The organism is Acinetobacter kyonggiensis (assembly GCF_900107285.1).
Classification (GTDB): Bacteria; Pseudomonadota; Gammaproteobacteria; order Pseudomonadales; family Moraxellaceae; genus Acinetobacter; species Acinetobacter kyonggiensis.
Genome location: NZ_FNPK01000009.1, coordinates 92,203 through 113,369, shown reverse-complemented (window position 1 = coordinate 113,369; position 21,167 = coordinate 92,203). Strand labels below are relative to the sequence as shown.

14 protein-coding genes are annotated in these 21,167 nt (G+C 39.8%); 8 read left to right on the top strand and 6 right to left on the bottom strand.

From position 1 onward, the window contains the following. Window positions 1-351: 351 nt before the first annotated feature. Window positions 352-1,002, top strand: coding sequence for a response regulator (locus BLV99_RS09300; RefSeq protein WP_086165409.1), 651 nt, complete (start codon window positions 352-354; stop codon window positions 1,000-1,002). Between the two features lie 97 nt (window positions 1,003-1,099). Here the strand turns inward: BLV99_RS09300 and BLV99_RS09295 are convergent, their stop codons facing one another. Both BLV99_RS09295 and BLV99_RS09290 read right to left on the bottom strand, forming a co-directional pair. Further along, window positions 1,100-1,867, bottom strand: coding sequence for a hypothetical protein (locus BLV99_RS09295; RefSeq protein WP_086184030.1), 768 nt, complete (start codon window positions 1,865-1,867; stop codon window positions 1,100-1,102). Between the two features lie 413 nt (window positions 1,868-2,280). Continuing rightward, complete coding sequence (locus tag BLV99_RS09290) at window positions 2,281-5,778, bottom strand: hybrid sensor histidine kinase/response regulator (protein WP_092689921.1); 3,498 nt, start codon at window positions 5,776-5,778, stop codon at window positions 2,281-2,283. A gap of 184 nt (window positions 5,779-5,962) precedes the next feature. Between BLV99_RS09290 and BLV99_RS09285 the strand changes: the two genes are divergently transcribed. The 4 genes from BLV99_RS09285 (at window position 5,963) to BLV99_RS09270 (ending at window position 11,181) form a co-directional block, all read left to right on the top strand. Next, the gene (locus BLV99_RS09285; RefSeq protein ID WP_092689918.1) at window positions 5,963-6,295 is read left to right on the top strand and encodes a DUF485 domain-containing protein; all 333 of its coding nucleotides are present in this window, start codon (window positions 5,963-5,965) and stop codon (window positions 6,293-6,295) included. Between the two features lies 1 nt (window position 6,296). Continuing rightward, window positions 6,297-8,012, top strand: a complete 1,716-nt coding sequence (locus BLV99_RS09280; protein ID WP_092689915.1) for a cation acetate symporter — start codon at window positions 6,297-6,299, stop codon at window positions 8,010-8,012. Between the two features lie 329 nt (window positions 8,013-8,341). After that, window positions 8,342-9,034: an ion channel gene (locus tag BLV99_RS09275; protein ID WP_086184026.1), complete on the top strand. Its 693-nt coding sequence runs from the start codon at window positions 8,342-8,344 to the stop codon at window positions 9,032-9,034. Between the two features lie 173 nt (window positions 9,035-9,207). Continuing rightward, window positions 9,208-11,181 (top strand): BCCT family transporter, encoded by a 1,974-nt coding sequence (locus BLV99_RS09270; RefSeq protein WP_086184025.1) that lies wholly within the window; start codon window positions 9,208-9,210, stop codon window positions 11,179-11,181. A 63-nt stretch (window positions 11,182-11,244) separates the two neighbouring features. On the opposite strand, the gene omp33-36 is transcribed toward BLV99_RS09270, so the two are convergent. After that, window positions 11,245-12,126 carry a porin Omp33-36 gene (gene omp33-36 / locus BLV99_RS09265; protein ID WP_092689912.1) on the bottom strand — a complete coding sequence of 294 codons (882 nt, stop codon included), beginning with the start codon at window positions 12,124-12,126 and terminating at the stop codon, window positions 11,245-11,247. Window positions 12,127-13,211: 1,085 nt separating this feature from the next. On the opposite strand from omp33-36, the gene BLV99_RS09260 reads away from it, so the two are divergent. Beyond that, complete coding sequence (locus tag BLV99_RS09260) at window positions 13,212-14,066, top strand: class D beta-lactamase OXA-666 (RefSeq protein WP_092689909.1); 855 nt, start codon at window positions 13,212-13,214, stop codon at window positions 14,064-14,066. A gap of 182 nt (window positions 14,067-14,248) precedes the next feature. Continuing rightward, entirely contained in the window at window positions 14,249-15,952 is a 1,704-nt protein-coding gene (locus tag BLV99_RS09255) for a GGDEF domain-containing protein (RefSeq protein WP_092689906.1), read from the top strand. A 53-nt stretch (window positions 15,953-16,005) separates the two neighbouring features. Here BLV99_RS09255 and BLV99_RS09250 read toward each other — a convergent pair whose 3' ends face one another. The 3 genes from BLV99_RS09250 to uvrA form a co-directional block, all read right to left on the bottom strand. After that, window positions 16,006-16,836 (bottom strand): toxin-antitoxin system YwqK family antitoxin, encoded by an 831-nt coding sequence (locus BLV99_RS09250; protein ID WP_092689904.1) that lies wholly within the window; start codon window positions 16,834-16,836, stop codon window positions 16,006-16,008. Between the two features lie 201 nt (window positions 16,837-17,037). Then, on the bottom strand, window positions 17,038-17,559 hold the full coding sequence (locus BLV99_RS09245; RefSeq protein ID WP_092689901.1) for a hypothetical protein: 522 nt from the start codon (window positions 17,557-17,559) through the stop codon (window positions 17,038-17,040). A 154-nt stretch (window positions 17,560-17,713) separates the two neighbouring features. After that, window positions 17,714-20,545, bottom strand: a complete 2,832-nt coding sequence (gene uvrA, locus BLV99_RS09240; RefSeq protein WP_092689899.1) for an excinuclease ABC subunit UvrA — start codon at window positions 20,543-20,545, stop codon at window positions 17,714-17,716. Window positions 20,546-20,790: 245 nt separating this feature from the next. On the opposite strand from uvrA, the gene BLV99_RS09235 reads away from it, so the two are divergent. After that, a complete protein-coding gene (locus BLV99_RS09235) occupies window positions 20,791-21,144 on the top strand; it encodes a DUF1304 domain-containing protein (protein ID WP_092689996.1) in 354 nt (117 codons plus the stop codon). Window positions 21,145-21,167: the final 23 nt, after the last annotated feature.

Here is a 21,167-nt window from a genome sequence, read left to right as displayed (position 1 = left end):
TCGGAATAGTGTTCATTTATCAACATTGCAGAAGGTGCTGTAAAATAAAGAAAAAAAAATAGGTTATCTGTTTTTAAGATATAACAGTTTTTAAAATCATGAGGTCGAAAATGGTGATTTAATTATTTGAAAAGTAAAGTTATATTGGATTTGAATAAGCATTTCCGTTGCATGAATAAAATTTATATCAAAATGTGATTAGATTTGATGATTTTTGGAAAAACTAAAAAAAAACTAATTTTTTTATAAAATAATGGCATATCGCGTAAAAAAAGTGATTCCTGCATATCCTTAACGATGATTGTGTGGTTAGAATAGCCATCACTGTGCACAAGATCTTTCATGTCGCTTATGAACATTTTAATCGTTGATGATCATCCGTTATTTCGTCATGCTTTAATTCAGGCAGTTCGTTATAGCTTACCGCAAGCTCAAATTAATGAAACAGCTGCAGTAAATGAGTTGTATGAACGTTTAGATAACGGACCAGAACCAGATTTGGTTTTATTGGATCTGAATTTACCGGGGGCTTCGGGCTTTTCCGCTTTGGTTCATGTGCGTGCACAATATCCTTCGATTCCGATTATTGTCGTTTCTGCACACGAAGAAGTTTCAATCATTCAACGTGCGATTGCGCATGGTGCGATGGGTTATATTCCAAAATCAGCCCATCCAAGCCATATTGGTGAGGCAATTCGCCAAGTGCTGGAAGGTGAAATTTGGCTACCACCCAACTTACCTGCGAATTTAAGTTTTGATCCACGTGCGGCAGATGAAACTGCATTGGCAGAACGAATTCAATCACTTACGCCACAACAATTCCGCGTTTTAATGATGGTTGCGGAAGGGTTGTTAAATAAACAGATCGCCTACGAGTTAGATGTTTCTGAAGCAACGATTAAAGCGCATGTCACAGCAATTTTCCGTAAATTGGGTGTACAAAATCGTACGCAAGCGGTCTTGGCTATTAGTGCGTTAAATATTGAAGAAAAGAAAATATAATGTTCTGAACACAGTATGAAATAGAAAAAGGCACTTCATGGAAGTGCCTTTTTTATGGGGATAAATTTTTGCAATTTAAACAAGGAAAAAATTTAAGCTAAATCACCCAGCTTTTTTTAGGTGTGAGGTCTGTGCAAAATAATGGATTGAGTGCGCATTGCAGATCATCAATTTGTTCTTGAGAAACATAGGATTTTTCTTTCAGGTATTCGGCAACACTATCATCACGTAGGCTTAAAAAAGCAGCATCATAGACACCTAAGTCGACAAATAAAGCGGCAGTTTCTAAGCTGTTAAAATGGTCTAGGTAGATGTCATTGCCATACATGAGAAAAATATGATCTTCACGATTATCGGCGTTTACAGCCAAGTGCTGGGCCAGTTCAAAAGGCGAGGTTTTAATAAATAACAGGTCTGATAATTCGTCAAATTGTGTGGTATCTAATAAGTTTTCATCGGTTTTGACCTTGCCAAGCCATGCTTTAAAGACCAGCACGGCGCCACCACGGAGTAACATGCTCCAAATTTGATGACGTACAGCATCACTTAAGCCATTCGATTCAGTCTTTAAGGATTGAACCAACTTATCTTCTTGTTCAGCCAGTCGTTCAAATAGACCTAAGCCTTGTGGTTTATGGGCTGCTGGTGTAAATACATCAAAATTTAAATCGGCAAATACTTGTAATGCAAGGGGTACAGCACTTTGGTACAAGGTGTTTAAAGCTTGAATATGGGTGTCATTCAACTTGCTGTGTTTAAATAATTCAGTCCATTGAATTTCGGGTAACAGGGCATTGGTCCCATATTGACGGTAAAATTGTTGCGATTGATCTAAATCATGATTTCCAGCTTGCGAAATGTTCATCTTCAAACTCCTGTGTTTTGGTCTGATGATCAGTTTCTGTGAGCAGCGTTTTTTAAGATGTGCTTATTGCGAGATAAAACTGATCTTTTCTTGCTTTTATATATGGTCTAGCAGCGTACTGAACGAAATACGACTAAAGTTTTAGATTGGGTTTTTTGCATAAAAAATGATTTGAAAACAGTATTTTGAAAAATTGTAACCAAGTGTACATGTGTTCACTTAAATTTTGATCTTCTTTGCCATAGAAAATACAAGGTTGAAATTTTTAGTCAATCGAACAGCACTTAAAATGCAGTTTTTTGAGCAGTTTGGCCTAAACAAAAAAATAAATTGTCAGTACAACTGATCAAAGGTGTATTTGTGTCTTAAAACGTCCATTTCATCAATTTGAAATGGACGTTTTATTTTGCAGTTTAGGATTCAGAACTGGAAATTTTTAAGCCAGACAGCCATGAACGCAGAGATGCAGGTTTTAACGGTTTTTTCAGCAAGACAATATTGAGTTCTTTTAAATGTTGCGGCAGTTCAGGATCAGAATCTGCCGTAATAAGCGCGACAGGAACTTGTTCTTGACGATTTTCCACAATGAAATCTAAACCAATTTTATGGTTATTCAAATGTTGATCGACCAACCAGACTTGAATATTTTCTTGCTGAATCAGGATTAACGCTTGCTCAGGTTCAGTGGCTTTAAAGACTTGATAGCCCCATTTTGTCAGTAGGGTAGACATGCCTTCTAAAATGGTTTCATCATTATCTAAGCATAAAATTTTATAGGCTTTGCTTTTTAGTGGAATGGCCTGTGTTGGGATGGCAACCACTTGAGGTGCTTCAACAATCGGCACTTCAATCATGAAACAAGAGCCTTTGCCATATTCAGAATAGACATGTACAGGGTAGTCCAGCAGGCTGGTCATACGTTGCACAATGGCTAAGCCCAGTCCAAGACCTTGTTCACCCCAAGGTGAAGTGTGCCCACAGCGCTCAAACTCTTGGAACAGCTTAATGCGTTGTTCTTCAGCAATTCCCGGACCTGTATCCCATACCCCTATGCGAATATGTTGTGGTTTTTCCGCAGAACGCAGAACACCGACAATCACTCGACCTTTGGCGGTATAACGTAAGGCATTACTGACAAAATTTTGAATAATACGGCGAATCCATTGGGGATCGGTATCAATCCAGAATTGGGCATCATGGACACTAAATTGAATGTTACGCTGTGCTGCAATGGACTTAAATTGCAGTTCTAAATCGCTGAGTAAGTCATGTAGTGGATAGGGTTGACGCTTGGGTTGAATGGTGCCGCCTTCTAAACGGGCAATATCTAACAAGGCTGATAACATGCTTTCAGCACCATGTAAGGCACGGTCAAGCTGTTGCAGAGTCTTACGGTCTTCATCCGACTGTACACTTTGCTCTAATGCTGTACTAAACAAACGCGCAGCATGCATTGGTTGTAGTAAGTCATGGCTGGCTGCTGCAATAAAGCGACTTTTTGACATATTGGCGCGGTCAGCTTGTTCTCGTGCCAATTGTTGCTCGGAAAGGGCATTGGCAAGCTGTTGAGTACGATCCTGTACACGTCCTTCAAGTACGGCTTCATTTTCACGGAAAGCGGTAATATCGGCAAAAGTTGTAACGAAACCCCCGCCTTCAATCGGATTACCGCGCATTTGAATGACCCGACCATCTTTACGAATGCGTTCAAATTCATGGGCACTGCCCATCGCCATCCAATGAATCCGTTTCCGCACATGTTCTTCCACTGAACCGGGGCCACATTCGCCACGTTCTGCGTTATAGCGAATTAAATCGGCAATCGGGCAACCGACATAAACAATGTCCTTTGGATAATCAAAAAGTATCAGGTATTGATTGTTCCATGCCACCAAGCACATATTTTCATCCACCACACTCACCCCTTGGGTCATGTGGTCAATCATGGTCATAATCAAATTTTGGTTAAAACGCTGCCATTGCGAGGCTTGATCTAAAATATTCGCGACCTGACCCAAGGCTAAACCATTATTGACCATGGCTGTGGTGAGCAAAGTCCGTGCGGAAGCTGAACCAATGGTTCCAGCCAGATACTGTTCTGTGAAGCGCCACCACATGCCATTGGCACTGCTATTTTCATTCAAGATGACATTATTTTGCGCACAGAATTGTTGAAAGGCTTGTGTGGCGGGCCCTTCACCAGTAATCCGTTTGGCCAAGGCCATTAAATCCCCTACTTTTAGACGGGCAACGTCATGATTCAGGTAGCTCATATCTGTTGAACTGGTATGCGTTGGTAAGGGCTTGGTTTCGTAATAGAAAAAGCTTTCCGCTTGAATTTGTTCGGCAATACTGGGACGAAAGATTCGCGAGACCCAAACATAGAGCAGAATATTGAGACCCAGAGACCAGACCACACCATGAGTCAAAGGGGCAAAAGACTGAAAACCCAATAAGGCTTCTGGACGTAACCAGTTAATCGCTAAAGGCCCGAGGTTGAGGAACTGATGGGTGAATTGGCTATATTCAGCAGGCAAACTGCGCAGTATTGTAGGTAACAGTAAAGTGTATGACCACATGAAAAAGCCAGTCAGCAGCCCAGCATATACCCCTTGTTTACTGCCACCTCGCCAATATAGTCCACCGATCAGCGCAGGGGAGAATTGGGCCACTGCACTAAAGGCCAGTAATCCGAAAACGGAGAGTTGGTCAATGCCATTAAAGAAATGGAAGAACAGAAAACCCAAGAGCATGACGGCTAAAATACAGACGCGACGGGTAAATTTAAGTACCAACGGCAGACGTTTGTCATGGCGTGAAAGTAGGCCAGTACGCCATAATGCCGGCATAATCAGGTCATTACTGAGCATAATCGACAAGGCGACTGAAGACACTAACAGCATACCTGTAGAGGCAGAAAAACCACCTAAAAAAGCCAATAGGGTTAACCAGTCTTGGTTATAACTCAGTGGCAAGGAAAGAACAGCGACATCGGGAATCGCTAAAAAATGCGGTGCAGCATGCAAGGCCCAACTGGCAATCGGGATAATGGCAATGGTTGTGAGAATCAGATAAACGGCAAACCAACGACGTGCCCCGCGAATATGTTTTTCATCGCGTAATTCAACCACAGCGACATGGAACTGGCGTGGTAAACAAATAATCGCCAGTGCAGCCAGCATAGTCTGTACCCAAAAGGTATCTGGCACACCAAAAAGCTGAACCTGTTTAAAGGTATCGGCCACATCACTGGAAATTTGTCCCAGATTATCGGGTGCTTCAAAGACAAAAAATAAGGCAACACACAATAAAGCAAATAATTTCACAAAAGATTCAAAAGCCACAGCCAGCATTAAGCCGCCATGTTGTTCGGTATTGGCAATTTGCCGTGTACCAAACATCATTGCCAGAATGGCTAAAATACCCGTCAGAAAAAGTACCCCATTGGTGGTGCTTTCTATGTTGGTATCCTGTTGTAAAATTACGGCAGCACTTAAGGCAATGGCTCTGAGCTGTAAAGCCAAATAGGGAATGATGGCAATGACGGCAAGAATTGTCACCAAAGATGCCAGTGCCCCACTTTTGCCATAACGTGCAGCGACAAAGTCGGCAATCGAGGAAATGGCATGGTGTTGACGAACTCGACCTAAACGCCGCCAAATATCATAACCGACCCCAACAAATATCAGTGGTCCAAGATAAATGGGTAGGAAGATAATACCTTCACGAACAGCAGCCCCTGTCGCACCATAAAAGGTCCAAGATGAACAATACACGCCTAGAGTTAGACTAAAGAGTAACATGCGGCCACGAGTGCTTAATCGGCTGGCGTGTTTTTCCCCAAAAAATGCGCAGATAAAAAGTAATGCGATATAGAGGGCCAGAACCCCGATGATAAGCCAGCTATTCATATTGCCTACAGTCTGAAACTATGACGTCATGATACCCTATCTGGTAATCTGATCAGTGCAATTGGTTAAAATTTAACGACCAAAGTATTAATTACAACAACCCAACAAGATTGTTAAGTTATACAACGTAATAATTCGAATTAAAAATAGCACTTATGGTTGGGTGCAAACAGGAGTATAGGTTATGGATGAGAGACAGGTAGATCAAATTCTACAGAATCCAAAGTTTAAGGAAATGGTTGCAAGAAAAAGTCGTCTTAGTTGGACACTTACCGCAATTATGTTGTTTGTATACGTCGGGTTTATGCTACTCGTTGGTTATAACAAAGAATTTTTAATGACTTCTTTCACTGGTGGCGTGACGACGATTGGTATGCCGCTTGGTTTAAGCATCATCGTATTATCATTTTTACTTTGCGGCGTGTATTCCTATATTGCGAATAAGACCCTTGATCCATTGACAGAAGAGGCAATGCGAGAAGTAAAAGCAATTGCCAATGAAAAAGGACAGCATTAAGATGAAATGGAATTCATTGAAAGCTCAAGCAATTGCAGCATCAACGCTGCTTATGTCAGGTATGGCAATCGCAGGCCCAGATTTAGGCGAGGCTCAACAGCAAGCGACTAACTGGCATGCCATTATTATGTTTGTTATTTTTGTTGCGTTTACTTTGGTGATTACCAAATGGGCAGCAAAACAAACCACAAGTACGCAGGATTTCTATACTGCTGGTGGCGGTATTTCAGGTTTCCAAAATGGTTTGGCGATTGCTGGTGACTATATGTCGGCAGCGTCATTCTTAGGTATTTCAGCGCTAGTATTTAGCTCAGGTTTTGATGGTCTATTGTATTCACTTGGTTTCATGGTGGGTTGGCCAATCGTATTGTTCTTGGTTGCAGAACGTTTACGTAACTTAGGTAAATACAACTTATCTGACGTTGTGTCTTTCCGTTTGGAAGAAAAACCAGTCCGTACTCTAGCCGCAATCAGTTCATTGGTTGTTGTAGCGTTCTATCTGATTGCTCAGATGGTGGGTGCTGGTCAGTTGATCAAATTACTCTTCGGTCTAAACTACAACATTGCTGTCGTGATTGTTGGCTTACTGATGATGGCTTACGTGATCTTCGGTGGTATGTTGGCAACGACTTGGGTACAGATCATTAAAGCAGTTATGCTTTTATCTGGCGCAACGTTCATGGCCTTTATGGTTATGAAAGGTGTCGGTTTTAGCTTTACCAATATGTTTGAACAATCGATTCAAATTTTCAGTAAAGTGCATGACATTGGTCTAACGGAAGCTGGGAATATCATGGGACCGGGTAAATTGGCTGCAAATCCAATTGACGCGATTTCATTGGGTCTGGCGTTAATGTTCGGTACAGCAGGTCTACCACACATTTTAATGCGTTTCTTTACGGTAAAAGATGCTAAAGAAGCACGTAAATCAGTGGTTGTTGCAACAGGTTTCATTGGTTACTTCTACCTTTTAACATTCATCATTGGTTTCGGTGCGATCCTTTACGTATCAAACAACCCACAGTTTATTGATGTTGCTAAAATGGCTGTAACTGGCAAGTTAGAGCTTGTTGGTGGTAACAACATGGCGGCGGTTCACTTAAGTGATGCTGTTGGCGGTGACTTGTTCATGGGCTTCATCTCAGCAGTGGCATTTGCAACGATTCTTGCGGTAGTTGCGGGTTTAACACTGTCAGGTGCATCAGCAATCTCACATGACTTGTATGCAAACGTATTCAAAAAAGGTCAAACTACGCCTGAATCTGAACTTCGTATGTCTAAAATTGCAACTTTAGGTTTAGCAATTTTTGCCATGATTTTGGGTATTTTGTTCGAAAAACAAAACGTTGCCTTCATGGTTGGTTTAGCATTCTCAGTAGCTGCTTGTGCGAACTTCCCAGTCCTAGTACTTTCAATGTTCTGGAAAGGTTTAACCACACGTGGTGCCGTTATTGGTGGCGTGGTTGGTTTAGTGACAGCGGTAACGTTGATTATTCTAGCGAAAGCAGTTTGGGTCGATACATTGGGTATTTCTGATACAGCAGTGAATCCATTTAATGGTCCTGCAATTTTCGCAATGCCATTGTCATTCTTCTGCTGCTGGTTGTTCTCTGTGACTGATAGTTCAGCACGTGCAGAAGCAGAACGTAAAGCATTTGATGCGCAGTATGTACGCTCTCAAACAGGTATTGGGATCTCTGGTGCATCGGATCACTAAGACTTAAAAATACAAGCAATAAAGAAGTCCCTTAGGGGACTTCTTTATTGCACTGCATTTTTTGATTTATGCAAGTTATCTACTGATTCAGTAGCAACATATAAATTCAATTTAAACTTTATTTGTGCATCGCATCATGGCTTTTACACCGACAGCTTGAATTCGGTTATCCGTTCATTTTGTATGGCTACTTTTATGCTCAAAATCTATTTGTGATTTTTATTCTGGCAAGGGGCAGTCGTATTTTGTGCCCAATTCATGCTAAGTTAATCAGATTCAAAAAAGAAAACACTGAAATAAACAAAAACAGAATGATCTTGGAGTGGGAAATGCAGGTACTTATTGACGTTTGGAAAGTTTTTCGCTTATTGCCCTCTGCTTGGCTCATTTTATTGCAATTCATTATTTTAATCTTATCTATCACGGTCAATTACAGCATGACCTATCGCACCTTAACTTGGGTTTTGGGTGTCTTGGTTTTACTGGTGATTGCTAAAGTGATTCGCCAAACCCCGATGTTTACCATTTTAGGACTCAGTTTTGTGGGTGGGGCAGTGCTTTTTTCTTTATTGATGTTATTGGGCTTCGATCATCGAATGGTTCAAGTGATTGCGCATGGCTTTGAAGCCGCAGCTTATTTTAGTGCAGCCTATGGTTTATTACGCTATATGTTTGAAGACCGCTATTTAACCAGAGATGAAATGTTTGCTGCGGGAGCGGTATTTACCCTGCTGGCTTGGGGTTTTGCATTTTTATATAGTATTTGCCAGATTTTAGTACCCGATAGTTTTCAAAATCCCAATATGAGCGGTATGCAGACGTGGCTTAATTTATTGTTTCTCAGTTTTAGTTTGCAATCAGCGACTGGATTATCAGATTTAATGCCGCTGAGTGCACCAGCACGAGTGTTGGCAATGCTACAAATGTTTTGTGGTGTCATGTATTTAGCACTGATTGTCTCACGCCTCATTTCCCTGCAATACATCGCGCATTTACCTAAAAATGATCAAGAGCATAAATAAAAGGCAATCATCAGAGTGTTACAGGAATGTAACTGCTTTGTTTTGATCATTAATTTATGATGCTTTTGAGTTTTTATTTATTGCTATTGAACTCGTCTTTTATTCATCTTCGATGAATGCTCTGTTTGACCTTTAGGTCTGTCACGTTAATTAAAATATAAAATGGGGGATTTATGCCTTCCAAAAATGCATCATGGTTTGCCAATGTCAATCCAAATGTCTTTTTAAGTACCGTCGCTATTATTGTTATTTTCCTTGCAGTAGTCGTTTTAGCACCCAATTCATTTGAGCTTATAACGCAACAGTTAAATCAGTGGGTGACCGATTCCTTTAGTTGGTTCTATGTTTTATCTGTTGCCATTTTTCTGATTTTACTCATTTATATTGCGTTATCAGATATGGGTAAAATTAAACTGGGCCCTGACCATAGCCAACCTGCTTATAGTAATGCTTCATGGTTTGCCATGCTGTTTACCGCAGGTATGGGCATCGGGCTGATGTTTTTTGGTGTCGCGGAACCTGTCATGCACTATGTTTCTCCACCCACAGGTGAAGCAGAAACCATTCAATCTGCACAACAAGCGATGCGTGTGACTTTCTTTCACTGGGGTTTACATGCTTGGGCGATTTATACAGTGGTTGGGTTATCACTGGCCTATTTTGCTTATCGACACAATCTGCCACTCAAAATTCGTTCATCTTTATATCCAATTATTGGAAAAAAGATTTATGGCCCTCTAGGGGATGCGGTGGATACCTTTGCAACGATTGGCACCGTTTTTGGTGTTGCAACCACATTGGGTTTTGGTGTCACTCAAATCAATGCAGGGCTGAATTACCTATTTGGCATTGAACAGTCTCCGATAACACAAGTGATCTTGATTGTGGTGGTGAGTGCGATGGCATCAATGTCGGTATTTTTAGGGCTGGATAAAGGCATTAAACGGCTCTCTGAGCTGAATTTAATCCTTGCACTGATTTTACTGCTGTTTGTATTTTTTGCCAGTTCGTCTATTTATTTACTGCAAACCACTATTCAAAATGCGGGACAATACATCTCCAATTTATTTGCGATGACCTTTAATTTGTATGCCTATCAACCCAATGGCTGGATTGGCGGTTGGACGATTATGTATTGGGCATGGTGGATTTCATGGTCACCCTTTGTTGGGATGTTTATTGCCCGTGTTTCTAAAGGTCGCAGTATTCGTGAATTTATTGTCGGTGTCTTGCTTATTCCGACTGGATTTACCCTGATTTGGATGGGCTTCATGGGCAATGCTGCGCTATATAGCATTTTACATGAAGCAAATCATGCGCTGGTCTTGGCCGTTCAGCAAGATTCATCGGTTGCACTGTTTGAATTTCTACATAGTTTGCCGTTCTCTGCTGTTATGAGTGTATTGGCGACCTTTTTAGTGATGCTGTTTTTTGTCACATCGGCAGATTCAGGTGCATTGGTTACCGATTATTTAACCGCTAAGTCGGAAAACTCTCCAATGTGGCAAAGGCTATTTTGGACTGTGCTGATGGCTGTTTTGGCCATCGTTTTATTATTGGTTGGTGGTTTAAGTGCGTTACAGTCTGCGACCATGATGAGTGCATTACCCTTTACTTTTATTCTGCTGTTGATCTGCTGGGGACTATTAAAAGCCTTGCATTTAGAGGTGACCAAAATGAATGCGTTGCAACAGGCACGTATTACGCCTCGAGCGATTCAAAATCCACGAAGCTGGCAACAACGCTTAGGTTTGATTATGCATTATCCGCATAGTGAACAGGAGATTCAGCACTATATTGATTCTGAGGTATTAAATGCATTTAAAAGTGTACAAAAGGAGTTTCAGCGTCGTCAGCTTGAGGTTTTAATTCAAAGCATTGACGGTGGTGGAATGGAACTCAGAGTTGATCATCACAATGAAATTAATTTCGTTTACCAAGTGGTTGCGCAAGAAACGGTGCCACCGAGTTTTATGGCAGAAGCCACGTTGAATGACGTGAAGTACTATCAAGCAGAAGTCTTTTTAAGAGAAGGTGGTCAAAACTATGATGTGATGGATTGGACGTTGGAGGATCTGTTGCAAGATATTATTGACCAATATGAACGCCATTTACATTTCTTAAGTTTAGTCAGAACCGCTGAATAAAAAGCTAGAAATTAAAAAAGGACTCACATGGAGTCCTTTTTTTAATTCAGTTTCTAAAATGAATTAGAAGCGGAATTTAGCATTTACGCCAACAGTTTCAGTATCACGTACTGAACCTTTTTCAGCATTAGCGCTAACATAGTTTGCGCCAACAGCGACTGCTGGAGTAATGAAGTAATTTACGTTTGCACCCCAAGCTTTGTTTGGAGAATCACTGATGCTTGATTCAGCATAAGATGCGCCAACGCTTAATTTAGGGTTTACAAATAAGTCAGTTTTGAAACCGTAAGTTTTGTATTCAGCAAATAATACGTTGGTTTCGAAACCAATTGCCATATTCGTACCGTCAATCGCACCCACGTATTTAGTACGTGCAGTCACTGCATCTTGGTCACGGGCAATCGTTTTAGATTCTAAAGCTGCTTTTGCAACACCGTTAGACAGAATATTGAAAGCGTCATACGAAGTTTGGTTAGGCGCGCTAGTGTAACCTACAGCAACCAAGAAGTTAGGCACAACGACAGCACCAACTTCAACTGCATAGCGGTCGCCATGGTCATCAGTTTTGTTATCTTTGTTGTCAGTAATAGTGTTGCTATAAGACGCGCTAGCGTATACAGGAACAACTTTAGTTGGAATGTAAGCTTCAGCTTTAGCACCGATAGTATGAGATACGAAGTCAGCCTTGTCAGCATTAACGTCGTATTCGCCATAGTTGTAAGCTAAAGATGCGTTAGAAGCTTGGTTTAAGAATGCTGCTTCAGCCAATGGACCTTTTGACGCGTCAACATTTTTGAAATAGTAAGTTCCTTGCACAGCACCTGTAAAATTTTTGTCATTTACAGTGTTGTCGATGAACTCAGATTGACCTTGAACTTCAAATTGATACGCTTGAGCACCGGTCATGGCTAATAATAAAGCAGTGGCTAAACCAAGTTTTTTCATAATAATTACCAGTTCTGTTAAAAATGGATTAAACAGCAGTCATTGTATTGTAACAAAACATTAAGTCAATGAACTAAAACAATATTGTTTTATTGAGTTTTTACTCTAAATAGTGTAATTGATTGAAAAATGTGCAATTGAAATATGGCATGTCAACGCTAAAAAACCTTTTTCAGAACAAAAGAATATGGGCATTAATGCAGCTGAGCTGACAGAGAATGGATGAAATGCAGATGATTTTTAACAATGTTAAATTAGATTAGATATTTATTTTTAATAGTAAAAAACAATTAATATGTGCTGCTATAGCGTGAATAATTTGTCATATTTTGAATAGAATGTAGACCATTCCCAGAAAATTGGGCTAAAAACCACCATTTAATTGCTTAAAAAATAAGCATATTAATAAGTATTTTGTGAATTAATTCACATTATTGTTTTATTTTGTGCTGAGTTTAAAAAACCAACCGCTTTAATAGGCTTTACTTATTTGGTTATTTTTTACATAATTCACCTATCAGATCATACTACATTGAAATAATGTGAACATGATCTGATTCTCCACAGAGAAAGTTTTTGTTTTATATGCCCAGCTTTCCCCAAGGTTGGGCTTTTTTTTATCAAAAAAATTACGCTTACACTTTCTTTATTTGTCAGTAAGACAGCATTTAAATCTAAAAATAATTCACAAAGTCGTGTGATTACTCCAGCTCTATTTCTGAATTCATCAATCAATCATTTAGTCTGAGACTTCATATAGATAAAAAAGATGAATCCTGAAATTTTTGTGCGCTAATTTGGTGCTTTTTTACCAGATTTGAGAATTATTGAGTCATTCCAAAGCATAAAAAAACCCAGCTTTCAAAGAAAACTGGGTTTTTTCAGCCAAAAATCTCGGGAAACCAAAAATCCTGCTGAGGAATGACTTTGATTTGCCCTAATAAGGTGCATTATGCACTAAATTATGGCATGTGTAAATATTTCCTGATCACGGTCATAAAAATATTTCGTATATGCGTAATTGATACAAAGTTTTGTCGTCAGATTTGATAAAAATATCCATTCATTCCATCGAGATTTTTTAGATGCAACAGGGGTTATTTTACTTCGGCTGGTTATTACTTTTAACGCAATTAAGTGCTTGCCACATGAACATGGCGCAGATGTCTGATCCATCCGTACAAAAGGTGGTTTCGAAGGCAATATTTGAACGCTCAGAAGAGATTAAGGCATTATTCAACGCTGCAAATACATCAGCCGTTTTTATGACTTATGACGGTCAGCAGTTTCATTATTATGGTAATGCTTTGGCCCGTGCTAAGAATGCCTATATTCCAGCTTCAACATTTAAAATGTTAAATGCATTGATTGCTCTTCAGCATCATAAAGTAACTACTTCCGAAGTGTTTGAATGGAAGGGTGAAAAGCGTTCATTTTCTGCGTGGGAAAAAGACATGAACTTGGCGCAAGCCATGCAAGCTTCAGCAGTTCCAGTGTATCAAGAGCTTGCTAGACGTATTGGGTTAGAGTTGATGCAGAAAGAAGTTTCTCGACTTGGTTTTGGCAATCAAAAAATTGGTCAACAGGTGGATAATTTTTGGCTGGTTGGCCCTTTAAAAGTAACCCCAGAACAAGAAGTAAAATTTGTTTATCAACTGGCAACAGAGCAATTACTTTTTGATGTAAAAGTACAAAAACAGGTCAAAGAAATGCTTTATATTGAGCGTCGTGGTGATACAAAACTATATGCAAAAAGTGGTTGGGGAATGGATGTAAAGCCCCAAGTGGGGTGGTACACAGGGTGGGTTGAACAACCCAATGGACAGATCACCGCTTTTGTTTTAAATTTGGAAATGCATGATGGCGATGATGTAGGCGAACGTAAGCAGCTTACTTTGGATGTGTTAGATAAGTTAGGATTATTCTTTTATTTACACTAGAAGCGGGTGTATTCATAAGCAAAATTCTAAAATGCTGTATAGCGATGATTTTATTAAAAATAGCATAAGTACCTGATAAAACAAATTATTGATGTTTATATCATGTAATATATGTGAGTCTATTATGGAAATCATCAGCATTATGATTGACCAGTTGGTTTTGTACGGGGCAGATTGAATCCATGTATAAATTACGTTCGGAGCGTATTAGTCAACAACTTTTCTGGTCGATGATCCTGATTATCTTCTCTCTGCTTTTGCTTTCTGTTCCGTTAATTGTGAGTAGCTATAAGACCTATCAGAAAGCAGATCGAGCATTATCAGAAATTTCTGCGCTTCGTGGGGTGGCGGATTTAGCCAATAAAATTTCACGTGAAAGAGCACCTGCCAATAAGGTGATGTCGAGTCGTGCTGATGAATTAGCAGCGAACTTAAAAGAATTACATGAATATCGACAAGAAGTTGATTTACAAATTGAACAAACCCTACATATTTTAAAGACAAAAAGCTTTTCGACTCAGGACAACATTTTATTTAACAACTTAAAAAAGAGCCTACAACAGGGTCGGCAAGCGGTAGATGCTTATGCTGCTTTACCTCTATCCCAACGTAATTCAGAACAGTTTGATTATGCCATTCAGCACATGTTTAAGGTTTGGGACAGTTGCTACGAAATTTTAAAAAATGAGTTAGTGCAATCTGATGGTAAAGGAACAGCTGTTTCTGAGTACTACACGCTGATTTTAATTTTGTCGGATTTACGTGATCAGGCAGGACGAATGGCATCGAATGTGATTGCACCTGTGACTTTTAAAGAAAAAATCTCTGAGGATAATTTAGCGCGTTCTTTGCAGACTCAACATCAGGTCAATTATTTGTGGGCTTTGGTCAATACGATTCAGCCTGAACAGGATAAAACGCCCGAATATTTAGCTTTGCATCGGCAAGTAAAAACACAATTTTTAGATCAGGGCATTCCAACGGTTGCTGGTTTGATCGATGAAAGTTTGCATAATCAACCTTACACCTTAACAGGCACGCAATTAACAGAAGTGATGGTGGACAAATTTGTTACGGTGGTCAATTTACAAAGCTATATTCTTGATTACAGTTTATATGTTGCACAAAAAGAAAAACAAGAATCATATCATATCTTTATTTTAACTTTATTGGTTGCGCTGATTTGCTTGATCACTGCATTTTTCACCATGATTTATGCCAGAAATGGGGTGTTTAAGCCTTTAATTGATGCCAGAAATTCAATTCTCCAGTTGGCACAGTATAAAGTGACCGATAGTGATTATAAAAATTCCTCTGCCGATCCAGTGACTTTATTGGATGCCATTCAAAAGCTGAAAGGCGTGCTGCAACAACGTGATGCTTTCGAATTTCAGCTCAGAAATATTGCCAATACCGATACTTTGACGGGGGTATCGAATCGTTTAGCTTTGGATGAATATATTAAATATGTAGACAGAAAGCCTGAAAAATTTACGCAAATTGGTTTAATTATTTTCGATATTGATGATTTTAAACAGGTCAATGATACGTTTGGGCATATTATTGGTGACGAAGTGATTCGCTTGGTGGCAGAAAAATTACAATTTAATGTGCGCACTTCGGATTTAATTGTCCGTTATGGTGGTGATGAATTTTTAGTGTTAATCGAGCAGGTTCATTTTCATGATGCTTTGGTCATTGCAAATAAAATGCTGAACGAAATTGGCGCTTCTGAACTATATATTGCTGAAATAAATCAAAATATTAAAATTTCTGTCAGTGCAGGGGTTGCGGTCGGGGCAGTGTCTTGGATGGCATTATTAGAAAAAGCCGACAAGTCTTTGTTTAAGGCCAAGGCACGTGGCAAGAATGCAGTGGATGGGTGAGTGACTCACCCCGATGTTGATGCATAGATTACATGTGAGATGAGTTTATTCAATTAGTCTTCAGCACTAAATTGAGCAATGCAGTTCTTTGTAGCGATGACTTGATTTGACTCTGTCCAACATTGTGCATCTATAATTTTTCCAGCTTGGTAATTTAAAACTGCTTCAGGGTTGCCATTTTCATACCAAGATTTATATGTGCCATGACGCACGCCATCTCTGTATGCGCCCAAGCGTTCTAATTTTCCATTTCTGTACCATTGTTTGAGTTCACCCACCATCTTGTCATTTTCAAAACGTGCGTAAGTCCACGGTTCACCATTTTCATACCAACGTTGTTTCATACCGTTTTGCATGCCCTCTTTATAGCCCATTGAAAGTGCCAATTGCCCATTAGGATGCCAGATACGGTATTCACCATGAGAGATGCCATTGCTAACATTGGATTCTTGTTCTTTTAAGCCATTGGCGAACCAGAAGTTGATTTTTCCGTTATAGATACCGTCCGTATATTCAATAAGGCTACGTGGTTTTCCATTGGGATAAAAGCTTTCGAAAATTCCAGTGTTTTGTATGTGGTCTGGAAAATGAATCTGATGTTCGCATTCAACTTGCTGGGTCGAGGGTTTTTGTGTGGTCAGGTATTTTGAGGTAAGTGGGGTGTTATCTAAGTAAGTATATTGCACAGACCATGTTTTAGGGGATTCGCCATTTTGTATGACTGGAATACATTTAGGATGGTCTTTCCACGGACTTTCATCTGGATTCATAGAGGATGTAAACACCACCATATTTTCATTGATATAGCCTTCGGCATGTAGAGTGAGTGATGAAATAGAAAGGTAAATGCTGATAGCAAATTTTATTTGAGTTTTATGCTGCATGAGTTTTCTCAATTCTTATAAGTATGTAGTTCATTTCATGAATGAAATTTGTGAATATACTTTTAGCTTATTTTGTTTTTTCAATCAAATGGTTAATAAAGTATGTATATGCAACCAAGTTGAATTTGGTCTTTATATAACGCTTAATACTTAGTAATAAATATGATTTAGTTCAATGATATAGTCATTTTATAATGATGACTAATAGGTTTGTTCTGTTAATGCTTTATTTAAACTTAAATAAAGGTCTTTTCTTGTTTCTAAAATTTTGATTCTATATTCCGCTGTTGTGTTGGAATTTACATCACCATTTCTAAAACAAGTATATGAGTTAAACTTTCCTAAAAGTTCACCATAAGCTCTTAACTTTTCTTGTTGATCTGAATAACTATGAAGAAGGAGTAAGCCTTCATTTTTACTTAAGAGATTAAAATCATTGAAAAGAGATGTTCTTAAAGAATCAAGTCTTTCAAAAATTTTACTTTTGTTAAATGGTATCTGTTTTGTCTCGAATTCAAAAATAGCCCACATTTTTAGAATTAAATGATTAATTTCTTCAATATCGCAAGAAATATTTGTTAATAGGTTTCTATTAAATTGGAGATTTTCTTTTGTAATAGAAGCGGAGATATTTGCTTTTTGATTAAAATAAGCTATTACACCAGTAATCAGTGCGCCTAGACCGATTTTAATAGATGTATCTAATATTTCTAAATAAGTCATAATGGTAATAACGGTGAATGAATCACCGTTTTAGCATGCACTTAGTTAAAAGAGAACACTATTTCCATCATTTTGAATCCTCCCTAACCCTCCTTTTAAAAAGGAGGGAATTCCCCACTTTATCAAAGAGGGGTTAGGGGAGATTTACACATTCTTATTTCAACATGGTTTTTAAGAACTTCGCGGTATGTGAAACTTCACTCTTGGCAACGTCTTCAGGTGTACCTTCGGCAATAATCATACCGCCGCCTGCACCGCCTTCAGGCCCTAAATCAATCACCCAATCGGCAGTTTTAATCACGTCCAGATTATGCTCAATCACCACAATAGTATTACCTTTGTTGCGTAGCTCATGCAGAATATCTAACAGTTTGGCAATATCGTGGAAATGTAAACCTGTGGTCGGTTCATCCAAGATATAAATGGTTTTACCCGTATCCCGCTTCGCCAGTTCACGTGCTAATTTCACCCGTTGCGCTTCACCACCTGAAAGCGTGGTCGCAGATTGACCTAAACGGATATAACCCAAGCCAACTTGATGTAGCGTTTCTAAACGACGGTGAATCACAGGAATAGCATCAAAGAAATGCATGGCATCTTCAACGGTCATGCCCAAAACATCAGAAATATTTTTGCCTTTATAGCCGACTTCCAAAGTTTCACGGTTATAACGGTCGCCATGACAGTTATCGCAAGGCACATACATGTCGGGTAAGAAATGCATCGCCACTTTAATCATACCGTCGCCTTCACAGGCTTCACAACGACCACCTTTCACGTTAAACGAGAAACGACCCGCAGCATAACCACGGGCTTTGGCTTCAGGCGTTTGCGCAAACAGTTCACGAATAGGCGTAAATAAACCGGTGTAGGTTGCAGGATTTGAACGCGGAGTACGTCCAATCGGACTTTGGTCAATATCGACGACTTTATCTAAAAATTGTAGGCCATCAATCGAATCAAATTTTTCAGCTGTGAGCGTGGTTGCACCATTCAGTTGAGTCGCGGCAAGTGGTAACAATGTACGGTTAATCAGGGTGGATTTACCCGAACCTGAAACGCCCGTGACACAGGTCATAATGCCTAAAGGAATGGTCAAATCAACCTGTTGTAGGTTGTGACCACATGCGCCCATCAGTTTAATTTGTTCTTCAGGTTTCGGTGGTTGAGTACGAACTTTTGGCACTGCAATTTTTAACTTACCTGACAGATATTGCCCTGTCAGTGAATTAGGGTTGGCCAAAATTTCTTCATAAGTACCTTCGGCAATAATATGCCCGCCATGAACACCTGCACCTGGGCCAATATCAATAATATGGTCGGCTGCACGAATGGCATCTTCATCATGCTCAACCACCAATACGGTATTGCCTAAGTCACGTAAGCGAACCAAGGTTTCAAGTAAACGGTCGTTATCGCGTTGATGCAAACCAATCGATGGTTCATCCAGCACGTACATCACGCCCATGAGACCCGCACCAATTTGTGAAGCCAAACGAATGCGCTGTGCTTCACCACCCGATAAGGTTTCAGCAGAACGTGACAGGCTTAAATAGTTCAAACCAACAGACACTAGAAAGTGTAATCGCTCACGAATTTCTTTAAAAATCTTGTCGCCAATTTCGCCTTTAGCCCCTTCAAGATGTACCGTTTGATAATACTGTGCAGCATCACCAATCGACATTTTTGTAATTTGGGCAATGGTTTTGTCTAAGATTTTAACATTACGTGATATTTCATTCAGACGTGAACCATCACAGGCATCACAGGCTGCATTTGATAAGTATTGTGCTAAATCTTCACGTACATAGTTCGACTCTGTTTCACGGTAACGACGCTCGAGGTGCGGCAAAATCCCTTCAAAGGGTTGTACGCGTTTATGCGAACGACCACGTTCATCGATATAACTGAGGTCGACTTTGTCTTTGCCCGTACCATAAAGAAATTTCTTTTTGCTTTCGGCATCCAGTTCATTCCAAGGCGTATCTAATGAAAAACCAAAATGTGCTGCGACTTTTTCGATCATGCTGTAGTAATACGGACGTTGTCTGTCCCAGCCACGAATCGCACCTTGGCTAATCGAAACCTCATTGTTTGGAATCAGTTTGTCGGCACTAAAATGGCTACGTGTACCTAGTCCATCACAGACAGGACAGGCACCAAATGGATTGTTGAACGAAAATAGACGCGGTTCGAGTTCTCCCACTGCACGTTCACATTCTGGGCAAGAGTGCTTTGCAGAAAACACGCGATCTGGATGTTCGGCATTCATCCATGACAAAATGGCAATATCGCCACCCAAACGCAGTGCCGTTTCGAAACTTTCTGCAATACGGTTGCCTAAATCATCACGCACTTTAAAGCGATCGACCACCACTTCAATAGTATGTTTTTTCTTTTTATCCAGTTCGGGTGGTGGATCAATATCCATTACTTCACCATCGACACGGGCACGGACAAAACCTTGACTTTGCAGTTGCTCAAATAGGTTGCTGTATTCACCCTTACGATCACGTACCACAGGGGCAAGCAACATTAGTGCTGTGCCTTCTTCTAGGTTTTTGACTGCATCGACCATTTCTGAAATGGTCTGGGCAACCATGGGTAAATCATGTTCAGGGCAGTACGGTGTACCGACACGGGCATAGAGCAGTCGTAAATAGTCGTAAATTTCGGTGATGGTTCCCACGGTTGAACGTGGGTTGTGGCTAGTTGATTTTTGCTCAATGGCAATCGCGGGACTTAAGCCCTCAATCGAATCAACTTCGGGTTTTTCCATTTGAGACAGGAATTGGCGTGCATAGGCAGACAGTGATTCGACATAACGACGCTGACCTTCGGCATATAAAGTATCAAAGGCAAGGGAGGATTTGCCTGAGCCTGAGAGTCCCGTAATCACCACGAATTTGTCGCGTGGAATATCGAGTGACACATTTTTTAAGTTATGGGTACGTGCGCCTCGAATACGGATGTGACTTTGGCTCATAAAACATCTCGGGAATGGATAAATTGAAAGTTATATATGATAGCGCATGAAAAATGTTCAAGCTGTATTAAAAAGAATTTAAACGTCATTTTATGTCGGATCAGTTCAGGATTTAAAATAAACGCGTGGTAATGGCGTTTTTTTATACCTGTAAGTCAGAAATTTAAAGGGTGAAATTTAGTGTTTCGATAGATTCATCGTTAGAATGCAACATATTGTCTGAAGAATAAAAAGGAAATTTTATGATCATTGCTCAGGTTTTGATTGCTGTTATTGCAATTTTACATGTTTATTTTTTAATTTTAGAAATGTTTTTGTGGGATAAACCTTTAGGCATGAAAGCCTTTGGTAACAATGCTGAAAAGGCAAAACTCACCAAAGTTTTAGCGCAAAATCAGGGTTTATATAATGGCTTCTTAGCGGCGGGACTGATTTGGTCACTCTTTGCATCTGCACCCTTCGCCATTCAACTTGCCAACTTCTTTTTAGGCTGTGTTTTGGTGGCTGGTGTTTATGGTGCAATGACGGCAAGTAAAAAGATTCTTTATATTCAGGCGATGCCAGCATTGATTGCTCTGATTGCGCTAAATGTGTTCTAGGGAGTGCGATTGGCATAAACTCA

Bases quoted from the DNA above. Each gene is read 5' to 3' on its own strand.
- BLV99_RS09300 (WP_086165409.1), top strand. From the start codon at position 352: ATGAACATTTTAATCGTTGATGATCATCCGTTATTTCGTCATGCTTTA.
- BLV99_RS09295 (WP_086184030.1), bottom strand. From the start codon at position 1,867: ATGAACATTTCGCAAGCTGGAAATCATGATTTAGATCAATCGCAACAA.
- BLV99_RS09290 (WP_092689921.1), bottom strand. From the start codon at position 5,778: ATGAATAGCTGGCTTATCATCGGGGTTCTGGCCCTCTATATCGCATTA.
- BLV99_RS09285 (WP_092689918.1), top strand. From the start codon at position 5,963: ATGGATGAGAGACAGGTAGATCAAATTCTACAGAATCCAAAGTTTAAG.
- BLV99_RS09280 (WP_092689915.1), top strand. From the start codon at position 6,297: ATGAAATGGAATTCATTGAAAGCTCAAGCAATTGCAGCATCAACGCTG.
- BLV99_RS09275 (WP_086184026.1), top strand. From the start codon at position 8,342: ATGCAGGTACTTATTGACGTTTGGAAAGTTTTTCGCTTATTGCCCTCT.
- BLV99_RS09270 (WP_086184025.1), top strand. From the start codon at position 9,208: ATGCCTTCCAAAAATGCATCATGGTTTGCCAATGTCAATCCAAATGTC.
- omp33-36 (WP_092689912.1), bottom strand. From the start codon at position 12,126: ATGAAAAAACTTGGTTTAGCCACTGCTTTATTATTAGCCATGACCGGT.
- BLV99_RS09260 (WP_092689909.1), top strand. From the start codon at position 13,212: ATGCAACAGGGGTTATTTTACTTCGGCTGGTTATTACTTTTAACGCAA.
- BLV99_RS09255 (WP_092689906.1), top strand. From the start codon at position 14,249: ATGTATAAATTACGTTCGGAGCGTATTAGTCAACAACTTTTCTGGTCG.
- BLV99_RS09250 (WP_092689904.1), bottom strand. From the start codon at position 16,836: ATGCAGCATAAAACTCAAATAAAATTTGCTATCAGCATTTACCTTTCT.
- BLV99_RS09245 (WP_092689901.1), bottom strand. From the start codon at position 17,559: ATGACTTATTTAGAAATATTAGATACATCTATTAAAATCGGTCTAGGC.
- uvrA (WP_092689899.1), bottom strand. From the start codon at position 20,545: ATGAGCCAAAGTCACATCCGTATTCGAGGCGCACGTACCCATAACTTA.